11 protein-coding genes and 2 pseudogenes are annotated in these 17983 nt (G+C 59.5%); 11 read left to right on the forward strand and 2 right to left on the reverse strand.

The window, feature by feature from the left end; all coding sequences use genetic code 11:
- The first annotated feature begins 101 nt into the window (after positions 1-101).
- The 3 genes from ACWGS9_RS29715 to ACWGS9_RS29725 are packed head-to-tail and all read left to right on the forward strand — an operon-like array spanning position 102 to position 3948.
- Positions 102-1289: a Tm-1-like ATP-binding domain-containing protein gene (locus ACWGS9_RS29715; RefSeq protein ID WP_454508591.1), complete on the forward strand. Its 1188-nt coding sequence runs from the start codon at positions 102-104 to the stop codon at positions 1287-1289.
- On the forward strand, positions 1289-2125 hold the full coding sequence (locus tag ACWGS9_RS29720) for a phosphoenolpyruvate hydrolase family protein (RefSeq protein ID WP_454508592.1): 837 nt from the start codon (positions 1289-1291) through the stop codon (positions 2123-2125). Before ACWGS9_RS29715 ends, ACWGS9_RS29720 begins: the two co-directional genes overlap by 1 nt.
- A 29-nt stretch (positions 2126-2154) precedes the next feature.
- Positions 2155-3948 carry an FAD-dependent oxidoreductase gene (locus tag ACWGS9_RS29725; RefSeq protein WP_454508593.1) on the forward strand — a complete coding sequence of 598 codons (1794 nt, stop codon included), beginning with the start codon at positions 2155-2157 and terminating at the stop codon, positions 3946-3948.
- A gap of 71 nt (positions 3949-4019) precedes the next feature.
- Here ACWGS9_RS29725 and ACWGS9_RS29730 read toward each other — a convergent pair.
- Positions 4020-4329, reverse strand: a pseudogene (locus ACWGS9_RS29730) (IS6 family transposase); the annotation flags it as partial.
- Between the two features lie 244 nt (positions 4330-4573).
- On the opposite strand from ACWGS9_RS29730, the gene ACWGS9_RS29735 reads away from it, so the two are divergent.
- The 4 genes and pseudogenes from ACWGS9_RS29735 (at position 4574) to ACWGS9_RS29750 (ending at position 8773) form a co-directional block, all read left to right on the forward strand.
- On the forward strand, positions 4574-6175 hold the full coding sequence (locus ACWGS9_RS29735; RefSeq protein WP_454508594.1) for an amidophosphoribosyltransferase: 1602 nt from the start codon (positions 4574-4576) through the stop codon (positions 6173-6175).
- On the forward strand, positions 6172-6852 hold the full coding sequence (locus ACWGS9_RS29740; protein ID WP_454508595.1) for an HAD family hydrolase: 681 nt from the start codon (positions 6172-6174) through the stop codon (positions 6850-6852). Before ACWGS9_RS29735 ends, ACWGS9_RS29740 begins: the two co-directional genes overlap by 4 nt.
- Positions 6853-6870: 18 nt before the next feature.
- Positions 6871-7534, forward strand: a pseudogene (locus ACWGS9_RS29745) (transposase); the annotation flags it as partial.
- 300 nt (positions 7535-7834) lie between these two features.
- On the forward strand, positions 7835-8773 hold the full coding sequence (locus ACWGS9_RS29750) for a tyrosine recombinase (protein WP_454508596.1): 939 nt from the start codon (positions 7835-7837) through the stop codon (positions 8771-8773).
- A 416-nt stretch (positions 8774-9189) separates the two neighbouring features.
- Here the strand turns inward: ACWGS9_RS29750 and ACWGS9_RS29755 are convergent, their stop codons facing one another.
- The gene (locus tag ACWGS9_RS29755) at positions 9190-9819 is read right to left on the reverse strand and encodes a TetR/AcrR family transcriptional regulator (protein WP_454508597.1); all 630 of its coding nucleotides are present in this window, start codon (positions 9817-9819) and stop codon (positions 9190-9192) included.
- A gap of 254 nt (positions 9820-10073) precedes the next feature.
- Here ACWGS9_RS29755 and ACWGS9_RS29760 point away from each other — a divergent pair, with 254 nt between their 5' ends.
- The 4 genes from ACWGS9_RS29760 to ACWGS9_RS29775 all read left to right on the forward strand — a co-directional run bounded on the left by ACWGS9_RS29760 (position 10074) and on the right by ACWGS9_RS29775 (position 17341).
- On the forward strand, positions 10074-11582 hold the full coding sequence (locus ACWGS9_RS29760; RefSeq protein WP_454508598.1) for an efflux transporter outer membrane subunit: 1509 nt from the start codon (positions 10074-10076) through the stop codon (positions 11580-11582).
- A gap of 525 nt (positions 11583-12107) precedes the next feature.
- Positions 12108-13175: an efflux RND transporter periplasmic adaptor subunit gene (locus ACWGS9_RS29765; protein WP_454508599.1), complete on the forward strand. Its 1068-nt coding sequence runs from the start codon at positions 12108-12110 to the stop codon at positions 13173-13175.
- The gene (locus ACWGS9_RS29770) at positions 13176-14294 is read left to right on the forward strand and encodes an efflux RND transporter periplasmic adaptor subunit (protein ID WP_454508600.1); all 1119 of its coding nucleotides are present in this window, start codon (positions 13176-13178) and stop codon (positions 14292-14294) included.
- The gene (locus ACWGS9_RS29775; protein ID WP_454508601.1) at positions 14291-17341 is read left to right on the forward strand and encodes an efflux RND transporter permease subunit; all 3051 of its coding nucleotides are present in this window, start codon (positions 14291-14293) and stop codon (positions 17339-17341) included. Before ACWGS9_RS29770 ends, ACWGS9_RS29775 begins: the two co-directional genes overlap by 4 nt.
- The last annotated feature ends 642 nt before the right edge of the window (positions 17342-17983 follow it).

Here is a 17983-nt window from a genome sequence, read left to right on the forward strand (position 1 = left end):
CAGTCTAGACCGTTGATCGCAGAAGATCTGGGAGAAACAATTGTGAGCAGAGGATTCGTCCCCGGCCAAGGTGCAGAACAAGGCACTTCGAGCTGTGCCCCATGACGACCTCGGTTTCCGGAGCCGTGGCCATCATTGCGACGCTCGACACTAAGGCGCAAGAGGCCACCTATCTGTCGGATGTCATCGAAAGGTGCGGTCGCAGAGCGGTTCTGATCGACGTCGGCACGACGAAGACTGGAGTGAGCGCGGCAGGCACGGCAAATAGCGGCCGCGTCGCGGCGCCGGCGGAATTGCTGCAAGAGATCGCCGCTGTGACACGGCCCAGGATCGCCAACCTGCACGCATCCGGGGCCATCAGCGCCATCGTCGGCGTCGCGGGCGGAAAGGGCAGCGGTCTGTTCGGCGAAGTGGTCGCGGATCTGCCTTATGGTTTCCCCAAGCTTCTCATTTCGAGCGCCAGGCCGGCGCTTCTGGCGGAACTGGCCGGCAAAAGCGATATCATCATCTATCCTACGCTCGTCGATCTTTTCGGCGTCAATGAGTTCACAGCCAGGATATTGCAAAATGCGGGGCGGGCGATCGCGGCTATGCACTACACGCCGCCCTCCGTTCGCCGCAGCACCAAGATCGTCGCCATAACAGCCTTCGGGGTCACGACTCCCGCGGCCAGTCGCTGCGTGACGCTGCTTGCCGAAGCCGGCGTTGAAGCAATCGTGTTTCCCGCGAACGGGGCGGGCGGCCGCAAGATGGAATCGCTCCTGGCTGCCGGGGAATTCGACGCTGTTCTGGATCTGACAACAACAGAACTGGCGGACGAGGTGGTCGGCGGCACCGCCAGTGCCGGACCTGATCGGCTCAAGGCGGCGGGCAGCTATCCCGTCCCTCAGCTTGTCGCACCGGGTGCGGTCGACATGGTCAATTTCGGACCGCCGTCAAGCGTCCCGGAGCAGTTCAGGGACAGGCAGTTCTATTCGCACACGCGCTACACGACGCTAATGCGCACTACAGCCCTGGAGAACGAAGAGATCGGCCGGCTCACCGCAAAGCGCCTGTCGCATGCGCAAGGTCCTTGTCTTGTGCTTTGGCCGGCCAGGGGCGTTTCCGACTACGACCGGGAAGGCGGCATCTTCCGCGATGCCGCCGCTGACGCGGCCTGGCTCAGCGCCGTAAAGCGCGACCTGCCTGCAACGATCGAATGCCGCGACCTCGATTGTCATATCAACGATCCCGAGTTCGCCGACACCGCCGTGGCCTGGATCGTCCAACAACTGCAAGGAACAGCTTGATGGCGATGCGCATGTTCGAACGCGAAGAAATACTGGGGCGGATCGCAGCTCAAGTTGAAGCGCGCAGGGCTGTGCTCGCCGCCGCCAGCAGTTGCGGTCTGGTCGCGAAATGCGCGGTGCTGGGCGGCGCCGATATGCTGGTTGTCTACAGCACCGGGCTTTCGCGGCTGATGGGACTGCCCACCAGCCGCATCGGCGATTCCAATGCGCGTACGCTCGAACTCGCCGCTGAAATCCGCAATGTGGTTTCATCGGTTCCTGTCATCGGCGGTGTCGAGGCCTGGGACCCGGTCCGGCTCGATCTCGACATGCTGCTGGACAGGTTTCGGGCCGCGGGGTTTTCCGGTGTCATCAACTATCCGACGATCTCGACCATGGGTGACAAATGGCGCGAACGTCGCGGGCATGTCGGGCTCGGTTTCGATCGCGAGGTGGAAATGATCGCGCTCGCGCGTCAGAAGAACATTTTTTCACTCGCCTATGTCGCCAGCGCTGAGCATGCCGAGGCAATGGCGAGAGCGGGAGCCGATTGCATCGTGCCGCATGTCGGCGCCACCCGCGGCGGTTTGGTCGGCCATGAAGCTGGGCAGTCTTTGGACGAAGCGGTGCGCCGGATCAATGAGATCAGCGCCGCCGCCGCTGCTGTTCGGCCCGATGTCGTACTGCTTTGCCATGGCGGAGCCGTGGCGGAACCCGAGGACACCCTCGAGGTCTATCGCTTGACCAACTGTGTCGGCTTCGTCGGGGCTTCGTCCATCGAGAGAATTCCCATCGAGCGAGCAGTCAAGACCGCTGTGGAAGCCTTCAAGGCGGTTCCGCTGTCGCGAGCCATCTGATTTCCACGCACTGAAAGAACGACGCCGACATGGGTACGCCGATTAAGAACGCGAGTAGGCAAACAACGACGACCGCAGGAAACCGATCCGATGCAGGCCGGAACGTCCAGGCAGACGTCCTGGTGATCGGCAGCGGTGCGGCTGGATTGTCAGCAGCGCTTTATGCCGCAAAGGCCGGGTTGAGGGTTATCGTCTGCGAGAAATCACCCAGACTGGGTGGCACAACCGCGTTGTCAAACGGCATGATCTGGGTGCCATGTTCACCACAGGCAGCAGCCGCGAAGATCGACGATTCAGTCGAGAAGGCAAGGACGTATCTGCATCACGAACTCGGCAATCATTACCGGCCCGGCTTCATCGATGCCTATCTGGAAGACGGCCCCGTTGCCATCAAGGAACTGGAGAGCGACACGGAGGTCAAATTCACGCTTGCGTCGGCGCCCGACTATCACTCAAGCCAGGTCGGTGGGGTTGATAAGGGCCGCGCGCTCAGCCCCGCCCCTTACGATGGACGAAAGCTCGGCAAGGATTTCGATCTTATCGGCGATCCGATCCGTGTGGTGCTCGGAGGAATGATGATTTCCTCCAGCGAGGTCGGCAAATTCCTCAATCCGTTCCAGTCAGTTGCCGCCCTCAGCCATGTCACCCGCCGTGTGGCACGCTATGTGGCGGATCGGTTTGGCTACAGGCGCGGGACCGAGCTCAGCGGCGGCAATGCCTTGATTGCCCGGCTGCTTGTCAGTCTGCGCCGGCGCGGCGTAGAGATATGGACGAACGCGGCCGCCACGGAACTGATCACGATCGGCGATCGCGTTGCCGGCGCGGTGATCAGCCGTAACGGCGAGAAATGGCGCGTTGAGGCCTCAAGCGGCGTGATCCTGGCAACCGGCGGCTTTGCCCGCGACGCTCGCCTGCGACGTGAATTGAGCGGTGCGCACCAGCATGATGAGACACTGGCGCATCCGGATGTGACCGGCGACGGCATCGAACTCGCCACGGGTGTCGGGGCCGCGGTCGACAACGACGTCGCCAGCGCCGGCTTCTGGACGCCGGTATCGCTGCTTAAAACCCGTAAGGGCAACAAGACAGTCCCCTATGGATGGTTGGACCGGGGAAGACCCGGGGTCATCGCAGTCGGTCCGAGCGCGAGGCGTTTCGTCAACGAGTCGAATTCCTACCACGACATCTGTCTGGCAATGTTTCAGAACGGCTATCCGAAAGACCGACGGTTCTACTTCATCTGCGATCGTGGATTTGTCCGCAAGCGCGGCATGGGTCATCTGCTGCCATGGCCGTGGACTTTGAGCATCCGTAAGTACGCAGGCAACGGCTATATCCAGGTCGCATCAACGATCGGTGCACTCGCCCGCCAGATCGGTCTCGATCCGGACGTGCTGGAAAAAACCGTCGAGCAACACAACCGGAATGCTCAGACCGGCCTGGATCCTGATTTTCACCGAGGGGAATCCGCCTTCAACCACATGCTGGGTGACCCGGCTGTGGGCAAGAAGAACCCTAATCTCGGGCCGATCCGAAACGGACTGTTTATAGCGCTCAGAATTGTCCCGGCGACGCTTGGCACGGCTACCGGCCTGGCGACCGATACGGAAGCCAGGGTTTTGGACAAATCCGGACACCCCATCGCGGGTCTTTATGCCTGCGGCAATGATATGACGTCGCCCATGCGCGGCCTTTATCCCGGAGCCGGAATCACGATCGGGCCCGCTATTGTGTTTGCCTACCGTGCGGCGATGAGTGTCAATCGGAATGGCTGCCGCGAACTCAGGGTCCGTCTCGTCGGTCGGTGCACGAATAACCGATGAGGAGATGCGTCCGAGGGGAGTGGCCCTTGTGCGTCAGCAAGCGATTGGCGGTCGAGCACATAGCCATCCTAGTCGAGGGCGCGCCACAGCCAGTGTTTTCTGCCGGCGATGGTGATCACAACCTCGTCCAGGTGCCAGACATTGGCGGAATGTTTCCGCTTTGTTGTCGGCCTTCAGACATGGACGTCTTCAACCGGGCACGTTTGTACGCCACGGCGGATTGTCGCGGATTGTCTCATAAGAAACCACGATCCCGCGCTCCAGCAGCATCTCTCCGACCAGACGCAGGCTGAAGGGGAACCTGTAGTTGAGCCAGAGTGCATGGGCGATGATCTGCGCCGGGAAACGATGGCGCTTGTAGCTGACAGTCGCGGTGTTCATTGCCGTCGTCTATGCCGCAAACCCGTCGATTCTGCGAGGAGTCCTAGGCTGGCGTCTGATGAGGACAGCGTATCGCAAGTCCCACGATCCGGTGTCAGGGCCGCTTGATCACATCCCGTATTGTAGGGCGCGTAGCCGATGTGGCGCTTCGTCAGGCGTGCCGCCAAAGAAGTCGGCACGAGCCTTGCTTTAGTGGAAACAAAAACCACGAGCTCGCGCTGAGCCGCATTGACGGAGAAGTCGCATGTCCGGTATCGCGGGCGCTTTTGTGTTGCCTTCAAGTCATTCACAGGAGACGGTTTATAGTCGGCTCAAGCACATGGTTCCGAAGCTTGACAATCGTGGACAAGCTGGGTTTGGCCTTGCAGCGTTCATGCATGCAAAAGGAATTCGATATATAAGGCCGTGTCGGCCACCACGCGAATTGGTAACCATCGATTGCGATGGGCAGGACGCGAATTTCAAGCCTCATGTAGCTATTGCACATATTCGCAATCCATCTTCCAAGAAAAACGGTGGCAGCATCGCCCAGCCCGTTGATAACCATAAAGCCGGCTGCCGCCATTTGGCCATTTCGTTAAATGGGGCTTTGGCCAACGCTGATGAACTTCGGAAAGAATTGCTTGCGCATGGGCATAGCTTCGACGGCACAACGGATGCAGAGCTTCTGCTCAAGTTTATTGAGCACATTTGCCAAAGAGTTTATTGGCAGCATGCTCTCCAGGCCAATTACGAAAGTGTATTTCGTGATATTGATCGCCGGATTGATGGAGCCGTCAGTGCACTTGTGCTGGATGGCGACGGAAATCTGATTGCTTTCCGCAATAGTAGTGGTTTGCGACCTTTGGAATTTATGCAAACCGAAGATGGTTTTATACTTTTTGCTTCTGAAAATTCTGCTTTTGCCGGACTACAAGGCAAAACGGAGGAAATTTCGCCAGGCTACATCAAGTATTTGGATGGAAAAACAGGAGAATGCCTTGATAGCTTCGTGGGCCATGCCCGACACAATCCTAAGCTTTGCGTCTACGAAACGCTTTACATAGGAAATCTCGAAACGTCGATACGAGGCCAATCTCACCTAGCCACGCGGTACAATATAGGCGTGACTCTGGGTGGAACTATTTCGCCGAAAGTGGCAGCAGAGATGGGCTCTGCCCCCATTGTCGTTTCCTCCATGCCGCATACCGGGGCCCCATACGCCGACGGCTTGTTCGCATCTCTGGCCGAGAAACACTGTGCTTTCGTCCAGCGACGTGAAGTAATCGCAACACAACTTCAGCAGCGGACGCTTATAGGTATGGTTGGCACTCGCAAATCGGTAATCGCGCAGAAATACTGTGTCGACGCAGAGAGCGACGTTAGGGACAGAGCTATCATGATGGTCGACGAAGCACTAATTCGGGGGGATACAAGCCGGGCTGTAACGAAAATGCTCCATGCTGCCGGAGCGAAGGCTGTGCATTGGGCGATCGGTTCGCCACCCGTCGTCGCGCCGAATTACTACGGCATGGGCATCGAGACGATCGACGAGCTGGCGTTCTGGAAGATATGGAAAACACTGCCACCCGAAAAGCGGATAGAAAGCCTTAGCTTTCATAAAATCGAACCGCAAACCCTAAGGGTGATCGAAAGCAAAATTGCCCGATCAATCAACGCTGCGTCCATCACCTTTCTGCCCTTTCACGCTCTGATACCGTTGCTGCCGGGAGGGTACGATGGAATCGATTTATCTCCGTTTACGTTCGAGATGCCAACTCCAGCGGGGGAAAAACGCGCGAACGAGAATTTGAATAGATTGGTCACCAATCTCGCCTTTACCGAACTAACTGAGGTCACATCATGAAGCCTACTCTTGTATTCGATTGGAACGGGACCCTGCTTGACGATGCTGATGCAATGCTCCAAACAACCAACGCTATTCTGAGCCGCTTTGGTCGCGCTGCCATCGATATGCATACTCTTCGGGAACAGTGCGAGGTTCCACTTTCTGTCCTTTACCGCAATCTCGGAATGTCGGAACGCGAGGTCGCAGAAGTGGAAAACGATGACAGCGCTTTTTTTCACGACATGTACGAACCGCTGGCGAGCAAAGCTGATCTACGCGAAGGCGCGCGCCGCATTTTGGAAACGGCGCGTCAACAAGCCGTCTCAACCATCATTCTCAGCAACCATATAATCGAGCCTCTTCGTACCCAACTGCGAAGGCTCGGAATCGACGACTGTTTCACCGAGGTTCTGGCCTTTGAAAGCCGCGCCACTCAATATAAAACCATGAGTAAGGGCGACCGGCTTGGCGTCTACATGCAAACAAACAATCTGAGTTCCGAGTCCACCTTCATCATTGGCGACATGCCGATCGAAACTGACATTGCACGTAACCTGGGGCTGATCAGCATATCTATTACAGGCGGATTTGTTTCCGAGTCGCGTTTGCAGGCGGCGCAGCCAGACTACGTCATCCATGACCATCACGAGCTGCTGCCCATTCTGAAAAAGCACGGCTTCTTTCGGAATGTGTAAATGAGCTATGTAACAGCCATGGAGTATTATTCAGGGATCGACGTCTCGCTGAAAGAGAGCAGCGTGTGCGTGGTCGACGCGACGGGCAAGTTGGTTCGCGAGGTCAAGGTAGGCAGCGAGACTGAATGGCTGGTCGGGTATCTTGATCAACTGGACTTCCGGTAGAGCGCATCGGCCTTGAAGCGGGGCCGTTGTCGCAATGGCTACACGCGGCTGTCGTCCGGTCCACGCGAAATCGTCGCCGGCCCAGGACACTCGGGCTCTATTGGTTGGCCGCAAGCTTGTGCAATCCAAGCTGCTCGACGTCGAGCTCAGCATCCGGGCGCGAGCAGCGCTGTGGAGCGAATTTACGAAGCTGCACCGCAAGATGCTCAAGATCGCCCGCGCCGACAAAATGTGCCAACGGCTGATGAGTGCGCCGGGTGTCGGCGCCTTGGTTGCGCTAACCTACCGCTCCGCGGACGATGATCCAGCCCGGTTCGAAAAGTCCAGCACAGTGGGTGCCTACTTCGGGCTCACGCCGAAGAAATGTCAATCCGGCGAAGCCGATCGCGATAGCGGCGTCAGTAAGGTCGGCGGCGCGATGGTGCGAAACGCATTGTTCGAGTCCGCGCACATAATGCTGACGCGGGCGACGCGCTTTTCCGGTCTAAAGCGCTGGGCGCTCGATGTGGCTAGCCGATGAAGCGCCGCCCGACTCGTGGCTCTTCATGTTCGCTTTTTGTCCTTCGGAAGTCGCATAAGCGGCGTAATGTCAGGTCGAATAGATGCGCAACATCAAATGGTTGACATTGCCATGGCCGTAGCCCGACCGCCGTTTTCCGTCACTGCACCCATCTTGCCCGGCTCTGTTCCGAGATCTCGACATGGCGCTGTCCAATCGCCGCGCCGCGGCATGCATTTGAGATTGCCGCAGTTCCGCGCGGTCACGCTCGGTTAACTGTAGCCGGGCAAAGTTCGCCGCGTGACCGGAGCCAAATCAGTGACGTCTGACGCGATTCTTGGAGAAAATTTCATGGAGGCGATGGCAGGCGAACATGGGGCTGCCGCCGCCACCCTCGACAGCTACCAGGACGGGCTTGATCTCTTTCTTGGCTGGCTATCCTTTATGAAGCTGACGCTGCCCGTCGTACGCCATGAGGACATCGTTGAATATCTCGGGTTTCTGGCAAGGAAAGGCTATGCGGAAGGAACGATCGTCAACCGATGCTCGGTGATGAGAAGCCTGTTTCGGTTCCTCGCGTCCGATCGCCTGATCGATCGCGATCCAACCTCTTTCATGGACCCGATAATGCGGCGGAGGCCGCTGCCCACGGTGCTGCCCATGGAGGAAGTAGAGCGTCTTCTGGAAAGAGCGAACGCTCTTGCTGAAGACACTGAAGCCAGCCTGTTCCAGCAGGCCAGCCTCGCCCGCCGCGCCGCGCTATTCGAGACGCTCTATGCCTCGGGAATGCGAGTGAGCGAGGCCATCAGGCTGCCCGCCACTGTCGTGCACCAGAACGAGCGCATGCTAACGATCGTCGGAAAAGGGAACAAGGAGAGGCTGGTTCCGCTCCACGACGCCGCAAGAGACGCGATACGGCGCTGGAGAGCACGGGCTGAGGCGTATGGCTGTGTCTCCCCGCGATGGCTGTTTCATTCTGTCCGTGACGGGTCGAAGCCGCTGGCGCGGCAATCAGCTTATGACGATATTCAGGCTGCGGCAACCGATGCCGGGCTGGCCCGGCCTAAACTTGTGACGCCTCATGTCCTGAGGCACGCCTTTGCGACACACCTCCTGAGGAACGGCGCTGACCTGCGGGCAATCCAGGTGCTCCTCGGTCATGCGGATCTCGGGACGACCGAGATATATACTCATGTCGACCTGTCTAGAGCGCATTCCATGGTCATGGACCTGCATCCCCTCGCCTCGGAAGAATGATTGCGAGTTCAGGGGGGGTGAGCCTTTGCCTCGCCCGGAGAGACAGACAGGAAAGTCGCGATTCGGGGCTGGTGCGGACCATGTCGGCGCTGGATGGCTTCGTAGCGGCAGCGGTCACCGGACCGCGGTTTCCGGACGCGCAAGACTGGCTGTGCCCGGGTCATGGGGGTTGCCGGGGACGTCCTGACCAAAGGGTCTGCAACGCGTTGCAGTCATCCTCGCCTCGGCGACTGCCAGCGATGCTGCTGACCTTGGACACGCCCGGCGTCGCGATCGTTCAGGCTCAGGATACTTCGCACTCAGGAGGCGACGGCCCGCACCCTCGGGCTCGATATTTTTCGTGCCTTGATAACCCTGCTGACATGTTACGGCTCACATTCGTGAACACCGTCATTCCCGTCAGCATTCATAACGGCTTAGTGTCGTTGCAAAAGGCCCTTGAGGACGAGATCGATATGCGCCTCGATGAAGGCGGCCTCGTCGAATGGCCTTCGATCCGCGTACATCAGGCGCAAGAAACTGGCGTGGAGGATCGGGCTGATTACCACCCCTGGTGCGCTTGCCGCAGCAGTTTGATGAAACTCTCCTGATGACACCCCTTGCCGGATAAGAGCGCCAACAGCATCCTCCAACGGTGCGATGAATTCGTCATGATGCCGATCGACGATGTGGGGGAAGCGCGCACCCTCGGCCAAGGATAGCCGCAGCAACTCCCGCATCCTTCTGTCGTTTACAACCTTCTCGTAAGCGAGACGAAACAAAGCCTTCAGGCGTTCGGAACATGGGCCTTCCAGGGTCGCTACGGATGCACGCAGGTCCGAGAAAGGTGCCGACATGTGTCGGGTCATGGCCTCAAAGAGCTCATCCTTCGTTGGGAAGTACAGATAGATCGTACCCTTGGTCACTCCAAGGCGCGCGGCTACATCTTCCACGCGCGTAGCCGCGTAGCCTTTTCCGGTGAACTCCTCGAAGGCTGCCTCCAGAATCTCCTGCGGGCGCCTTGCCTTCCGCTCCGCCCGCGAGGTCTTCTTCCCGGGTTTTTCCATTACTGTTCTCCTTGCCTCTCGCCAAGACCGCGACGGGCCAGCGCTCATAACTCTAATTGACTAACTCGGTAGTCAGTGATATAGGCCGACGCAATCGTGATTGCAAATGGATTGTGACAGGAGCCGATGCGGCCGTTTCCATGGATTCTGAGCGCCAAATCCAGGCGCAAAGTGAACATCTGAGGTGAGTTCTTGCGCCCGCGCCAACATCCAAGAACTCACAAAGCCACCCCCCACTGCTGAGAAACGATAATATGATAATCCTCTCCGCCCGAGAAAAAGTGCCACCCTTTAGATCTGGGGCAGCCAAGGTTGCGCTCAGTCTTCTTAGCATATCGCTGCTTGGCGGATGCGTCGTCGGCCCCGACTATCAGAAGCCTCTTCTGGCCATGCCGGCTGCCTGGAACAGCCAGAAAGCCGCGCGGACCAAGCCTGCGCAACTGTCGAAATGGTGGATGCGGCTGCGCGACCCCCAGTTGAACACGCTTGTTGAGGAAGCGGTTGCCGGGAATCTCGACGTCGCCACCGCCAAGGCCAAGATACGCGAGGCCCGCGCCAGCTATCGCCAGAGCGTCGGCACATTGCTGCCGTCGGTCGAGGGCTCCGGCTCCGCTACCCGCAATAAGCCGGCCGCGGCCACATCGGCCACCACTTCCACATACAGCGAATACCAAGCCGGCTTCGACGCCAGTTGGGAGCTCGACCTGTTCGGCGCCAACCGCAGGAGTGTCGAGGCGGCACGCTACGGGGTGGATGCGTCCGAGGCGGAGTTGCGCTCGACGCTTCTGACCCTGGTCGGCGATGTTGCATCCACTTATGCCCAGGCGCGCGGCTACCAGGCCCGCATTGCGCTCGCCAGGCGTTCGGCCGCGTCGCAGCGGCAGACCGCCGAACTGACCCGCACCATGGAGCTGGCCGGGTCGGCAACAGCCGCCGATGTCGCCAAGGCGATGGGACAGGCGGCGAGCACGGAGGCCGCAGTGCCGACTCTGGAAGCAAGCTATGCCGAGGCGGTGCACCGGCTGTCGGTGTTCACCGGCCGGCCGCCGGCGGCGCTCAGCGAGCGGCTGAAGCGGGGCGCACCGATCCCGGCGCCGCGACTGCCAATGCCGACAGGCATTCCCGCCGACATCCTCCTGTCGCGGCCCGATGTGCGCGTGGCCGAGCGGCAATACGCGCAATACACCGCCAAGGTAGCCCAGGCGGACGCCGCGCGCTATCCGGCGGTCAGCCTGACGGGAGATATCAGCACGGCGGCCCTGCAGCTCGGCGACCTCGGAAAGAATTCTTCGATCGGCTGGTCGTTCGGACCGACGCTCAGCGTGCCGCTGTTCAACGCCGGCCAGTTGCAGGCCGCCGTCGAGGTCGCCAAGGCGCAGCGCGATCAATATTTCATCGCCTATAGGTCGTCGGTTCTGAGGGCGCTTGAGGACGTCGAGAATGCGCTCGTGCTGTCGTCTCAGGAGCGCATCCGCATCGGCAAGCTTGCCGCGTCGGCGAAATCCTATGGAGATGCAGTGCGCCTCGAAGATACACTCTACAAGGCCGGTGATACAAGCCTTCTCGATGTGCTCGACGCCCAGCGGTCGCTCTATTCGGCGGAGGACACCCTGCTGCAGAGCCGTGTCTTGCTGGCGACCCACTATGTCGCCCTCAACAAGGCACTCGGCGGTGGTTGGGACGGCACGGTCGATACGGCGAAGCCCGAGATCGTCGACGTCAAGATGGGGCCCCATCTGGCAGCGAGGGCGGCGATGCAGTGAACAAAGCCAGTAACCCAAATGCCGAATACCATGAGATGTCTGCCTTGCATCCGCTCTGTCCGGCGCATCGATGAAAGCGCTTCGACGCGCCGGCGATCCTTGATATTGCTACAGCAGCGAAATTCGCTGCCGCCTAAACCCAAATAACCAATCGCCATCCATGCGGCTGAGCAAAGTGCCCGCCGCTTCCACGATATCATACCGGACGCAGCCGAAATTTGGGCCATGGACGGACTCGATAGGCGCCTGCTCGTGCTCGAGACCTAAGATGTGCCGGGCGGCTGTTCCCTCCTGGCTCCGGGCAAGCATAGCCGCACAGCCATTTTGCAGTAAATTTTTTCGAACGCGGCCTTGAGGACGTCTTGGGAGGTCGAGCGCTCGTGTTCGGCGCACGATCTTTCTCCTTACCTTTTCGACAATCTTCTCCGCTCCCTTCCCTTAAAAGCATGCTTCCACGTTGACTAACCCGATAGTCAGTGATAATCAGCCTGTCTCTCTCGTAGTTACCAATGGGTGATGAGGCCTATGCAAGTTCTTAGACAAACGATCTTTGCTTTCGCTTGGCTCGTTCTGCCCGGCCATGCGGCCAATGCACAAGACCGCACGGCACCGCCCCAGCAGGTGCGTGCCATCAGTGTCTCGAAAGCCCGTTACCAGCCGAGCGCAGAAATCACCGGCGAGGTCAAAGCCGGGACACAAGCCAATCTGTCTTTTCGCGCGGGCGGAAAGGTCATCGAGCGACGGGCGGATATAGGGTCCCATGTGCGCAAGGGCGAAATTCTGGCCCGCATCGACAATACCGAACAGGTGGCTGATATCGGAATTGCTCAGGCCGGGCTCGATTCGGCCAAGGCGACGCTCGAACAGAAGACGCTCGCCTTCAACCGCTATGGGTCGCTGCTTCAAACGCATGCTGTCGCACAAGCGACCTACGATCAGGCGCAAAACGAACTGCTGACCGCGCAAGCGTCTTTGCAATCGGCCGAAGCTGCGCTGGCCACGGCCGTCGATACTTTGTCTTATGCCGAACTCAAGGCCGACGCTGATGGTGTCATCACCTCGCGCAACATCGAAGTTGGGCAAGTCGTCTCTGCCGCGCAGGCGGCCTTTACGCTTGCCCATGATGGCCCGCGAGACGCTGTTTTCAACGTGTTTGAAGCCCTCTTCCTGGAAGGCCAGCCGCTGTCCGAGGTCGACGTCGCGCCAGTCGGTGATCGGATGCGCAAGGCGCAGGCAACAATCCGGGAAATCTCCCCCACGATCGACACGAAAGCGGGAACGATCCGCGTGAAGGTAGCGCTTCCTGGCGGTGCACAATGGCCGCTCGGCACGCCTGTGGTTGGGGAATTCCGTTCTCCGCCGCAAGAGGGGATCATCCTGCCGTCCAGCGCCATGGCATCTGCCGAAGGCGAACCGGCCGTATGGGTCATCAACAAGAACAACAGCTCGGCCTCCATCCGAAAGGTAGCAGTGTCCCGATACCGAACTGAAGATTTCATCGTGACGGACGGAGTCGATCCCGAAGATCTGGTCGTGACCGAAGGCGGAAAATTTCTTGAAGAAGGCCGGCCGGTGGCCTGGGAGAGCAAGTAAATGACTCGCCGCTCCTTCATTGGATTTGCAATTGGCATGTCGGTCGCTGTGTTCGCCCTCAGCTTGACACTGGCTTCGGTCGCGAACGATCAGCCGGTCGATTTGCAACCTGATAGGTCTCCACGCCTGATCAAATCGGTTGTGGCGAAGACGGAGCAGCCAAGTGGCGCAAGTTTCGCCGGTGTCGTGCAAGCTCGGATCGAAACCGACCCCGCATTCCGGACATTGGGGCGTGTGATTTCGCGCAAGGTCGAAATCGGGGACCTGGTCCACAAGGGCGATGTTCTGGCCGAAATCGATCCGGTGGCTCTCCAGCTCGCCGTAAGAAGTTCAGAGGCGGACCTGCGCAATGCGACGGCGCAGCGTCAATATGCCGAGATCACTCAGAAGCGTAAGCAGGCACTCGCCCTCATGAAGGCCGGGACAGCCGCCGACCTGGAACTTGCTGAACAAGGATTGAAGTCGGCCGAGGCCAGCGTTGCGAAAGCGCGCGGCAGTCTCGACAAGGCGCGCGCGCAGCTAGGCTATGCCGAGTTGAAAGCCGAGTTCGACGGCGTCGTGACAGCGACCTCGGTCGAAGTCGGACAGATGGTGACAGGCGGCCAGCCCGTCTTGAAGGTGGCGTATCTGGGACAGCTCGATGTGGTGGTCGACGTTCCCGAAGCACAGCTCGGCGCATTGCGCTTCGGAACCCGTTTCGACATCGCTCTCCAGCTCAATAGCGCGCTCCGCACATCCGGGTCTCTGCGTGAAATTGGACCCGAGGCTGACACCGCTACCCGCACGCACCGGCTGAAGATCGGCTTGGATAAAGCGCCTGACGTGTTTCGGCTCGGTTCGGTCGTGACGGCGACCGCCGCCGGCATGCAAAGAGAAGACGCGATCGCATTGCCGGCCGCCGCAATCCTCGTGAAGGACGGCGCCAGCAATGTCTGGGTCATCGATCCCGCCAGCCAGACTGTCTCCTTGCGGTCCGTCCAGCTCGATGGCTCGTCCGCCAACGCTCCAAAAGTCCGCGTCCTGTCGGGCCTCCGGGCGGGCGAAGTGGTGGCTATCGCCGGTGTCAACGAACTCAGCGCCGGTCAGGAAGTAAAACTCGAAAAGGGACAGCGTCCGTGAAAAAATTCAACCTCTCGGACTGGGCGCTCGAGCATCGCTCGCTGGTCTGGTACTTCATGATCGCCTTCGCACTGGCTGGCGCCTTCGCGTATGTCCAGCTCGGGCGCGAAGAAGATCCTTCCTTCACCATCAAGACGATGGTGATCCAGGCCCAATGGCCAGGCGCCTCCGCGCAGGAGGTAACGCAACAGGTCACCGATCGCATCGAGAAGAAGCTGCAGGAACTCGACAATCTCGATCATACCCGCAGCCTCACCACAGCTGGCCAGACCGTTATTTTCGTCGATCTGCTGGCGGATACCAAAGCAAAGGATGTCCGCCCCACATGGTCGCGCGTGCGCAACATGATCGCCGACATTCACAATGACCTCCCCTCTGGCGTGGTCGGTCCATTCTTCAACGACCAGTTTGGCGACGTCTACGGCAACATCTTCGCCTTCTCCGCCGATGGATTGAACCAACGGCAGCTGCGCGATCTGGTGGAGGATGCCCGAACGAAGGTCCTTACGGTCGCGAATGTCGGCAAAATCGACATTGTCGGAGCACAGGACGAGGCGATCTATCTCGAATTCTCGACGCGCAAAATGGCGGCTCTCGGCATCGATCGCTCCGCGCTCATCTCGACGCTGCGGGCCCAGAACGCAATCACCCAGTCCGGCTTCATCGATACCGGGGCCGAACGCATTGCGCTGCGCGTCGGGGGCAGTTTCGTTTCCGAGGAAGGGTTGCGAGCGATCAACCTGAGAGTGAATGACCGGTTCTTTCCACTGACGGACATAGCCACGATCACGCGTGGATATGCCGATCCTCCGACCTCCCTGTTTCGCTTCAACGGCAAGCCAGCAATTGCTCTTGCAGTCGGCATGAAGGCAGGCGGCAATCTCCTGGAGTTCGGCGAGTCGCTCAAAAAGACGATGCACCGCGTCGCTCAGGAGCTGCCGGCCGGCGTGTCCGTGGACCAGGTTTCTGACCAGCCAGCCGTGGTAGACGAAGCTGTATCGGGCTTCACGCACGCCTTGTTCGAGGCGATCGCCATCGTGCTTGTCATAAGCTTCATCAGCTTGGGTATGAGGGCTGGTCTGGTCGTGGCGATCTCCATCCCGCTGGTTCTCGCCATCACTTTCGTGGTGATGCTGTATACTGGCGTTTCGCTTCAACGAATCTCGCTTGGGGCGCTTATCATCGCTCTTGGTCTTCTGGTCGATGACGCGATGATCGCCACCGAAATGATGGTGGCGCGCCTGGAAATGGGGGACAGCCTGAGGAAGGCCGCCACCCATGTCTATACGTCGACGGCCTTTCCGATGCTGACCGGCACGCTCGTCACTGTGGCAGGCTTCATCCCGGTGGCGTTCAACAAAAGCAGCGCCGGCGAGTTCGTCTTCACCCTTTTCGTCGTCGTTGCCGTGTCCCTTGTTGTCTCATGGGTGGTCGCGGTGGTGTTCACGCCGCTCCTCGGTGTGACGATATTGCCGAAGACGATGAAAAAGCACGCCGAGCGGAAGGGGTGGTTCGCGAGGGTGTTTTCGCGCTTGCTCCAGTTCTGTCTAAGGTGGCGATGGCTGACGATCGCCGCGACCGTGCTCGTCTTCGCCATATCGCTCGGTGGCATGTCGCTGGTGCAGCAGCAGTTCTTTCCGAACTCGGATCGTCTCGAACTCATCGTCGACTGGAACCTTCCACAAAACAGCTCCATCAGCGAGACGAGCCGGCAGATGGCGCAGTTCGAGCGCGAGAAGCTCGCGGGCAATCGCGATATCGACCATTGGTCGACTTACGTTGGGACGGGAGCTCCCCGGTTCATCCTGTCCTTCGATGTCCAGCCCTCCGATGTCTCTGTCGGACAGACGATCATTGTGACCAAAGGTCTCGACGTCCGCGACAAGCTCAGGCGGGAACTCCAGGAGTATCTGCAGAAAACCTTCCCTGGGACCGACGCCTATGTGAAGCTTCTCGACATCGGGCCGCCGGTCGGCAAGCCGGTTCAGTATCGTGTGTCCGGCCCCGACCTGCAGGCCGTGCGCGGGCTTGCGCAGAAGCTTGGGAATATCGTCGGCTCGCACCCGCTGCTTACGAATCTTGCCTTCGACTGGAACGAACCAGCGCGCGTGGTGAAGATCGACGTTCTTCAGGACAAGGCAAGACAGCTCGGCGTGTCCTCGCAGGATATTGCCACGGCCTTGAATGGCGTCGTCGAAGGCGACACGGTAACAAAGGTCCGGGATGACATCTATCTGGTCGACGTGATTGACCGAGCCGAGGCGAAGGAGCGCGGATCGATCGACACACTGCTCGACCTCCAATTGGCAAGCAGTAGCGGTCAGACGGTCCCGCTCTCCTCGGTAGCCAGGTTCCGCTACGAGCTCGAGCAACCGACAATCTGGCGGCGCGACCGCATTCCGACCATCACAATCAAGGCTGGCGTAAGCGGTGCGACTCAGCCAGCGACAATCGTGGCGGCTTTGGCTGACAAGGCCGAGGCTTTCAAGAAGACCTTGCCTGCGGGATATTCCGTCGAAGTCGGTGGATCCGTCGAGCAAAGCGGCGAAGCGAAAGGACCCATCGTTGCCGTCGCGCCTATCATGCTCTTCGCCATGGCAACGCTTCTGATGATCCAGCTTCAGAGCTTCCACCGCTTGTTCCTGGTCTTCGCGGTCGCGCCATTGGCACTTATCGGCGTCGTTGCGGCACTGCTTCTCAGCAACGCGCCGCTCGGCTTTGTTGCGCTGCTGGGCATATTGGCTCTCATTGGGATTCTCATCCGCAACTCGGTCATTCTGATCGTCCAGATCGAAGAGCTGAGGACTGCGGGAACGCCGCCATGGAAGGCGGTGGTGGAAGCGACCGAGCATCGCATGCGACCCATCATGCTGACTGCGGCCGCGGCCACCCTTGCCCTAATCCCGATCTCTCGCGAGGTATTCTGGGGGCCTATGGCCTATGCCATGATGGGCGGCATCATCGTAGGGACGGTCCTGACCCTCCTCTTCCTGCCGGCGCTCTATGTGACCTGGTTCAGGATTCCGAGCGATGTCGAGCAGCAATAATGTGAGCTTCATGGTCATCGTTCCGATCTGCTGGATCGATCAGATCCGGCCTTTAGATCGCGTGTGCTGGTACTGGCTCCGCTTGAGGTTGGGAGAGCCTTGCGGACGGCGTCGATTTCGTCAACTGGCCCGACGATGAAAGAGACCCGACCCACCAGACCGCCCTTCGGGCATGCTATACGCATTTGCGTCTGGAGCGGCTCATCAAAATCGCAGGCGACCAACTGGCAAGCTGAAGCCGCGACCGCGCGGGCGAAGCTGTCGGATACCGAGGGCGAGCCTGCGACGGGGCGCGATCTTCCAGCCGGTCTGCGGCACGGTTGCCTGACGAATACGGCTGTCGGCTTCAACGGAGGCAGACGGTCATCAATCTGCGGGAAGAATAGAAGATGGCATGATGGTCGACCAGCGTCCCGAAATCCTAGTTCAAAAAATGGCACTTCGATGCCGGGAGTTTTATGAGGATCGGGGCGCGCGGATATCTATCTTGGCCGCGAGCAAGGCCGTATGCGTACGCTGAAGGCCGCGGAATGAAGCGTCGCGTGAGACAGCAGTGGTCGTTATGGTGGTGCGATCAGTTCAGGCTGCGGCGGTCTGCTGACCGACCGGTTTCTCGGCGTCGCGCAGCTTTTTCCATTCCCA

This window comes from Mesorhizobium sp. Arg314, from assembly GCF_053714275.1.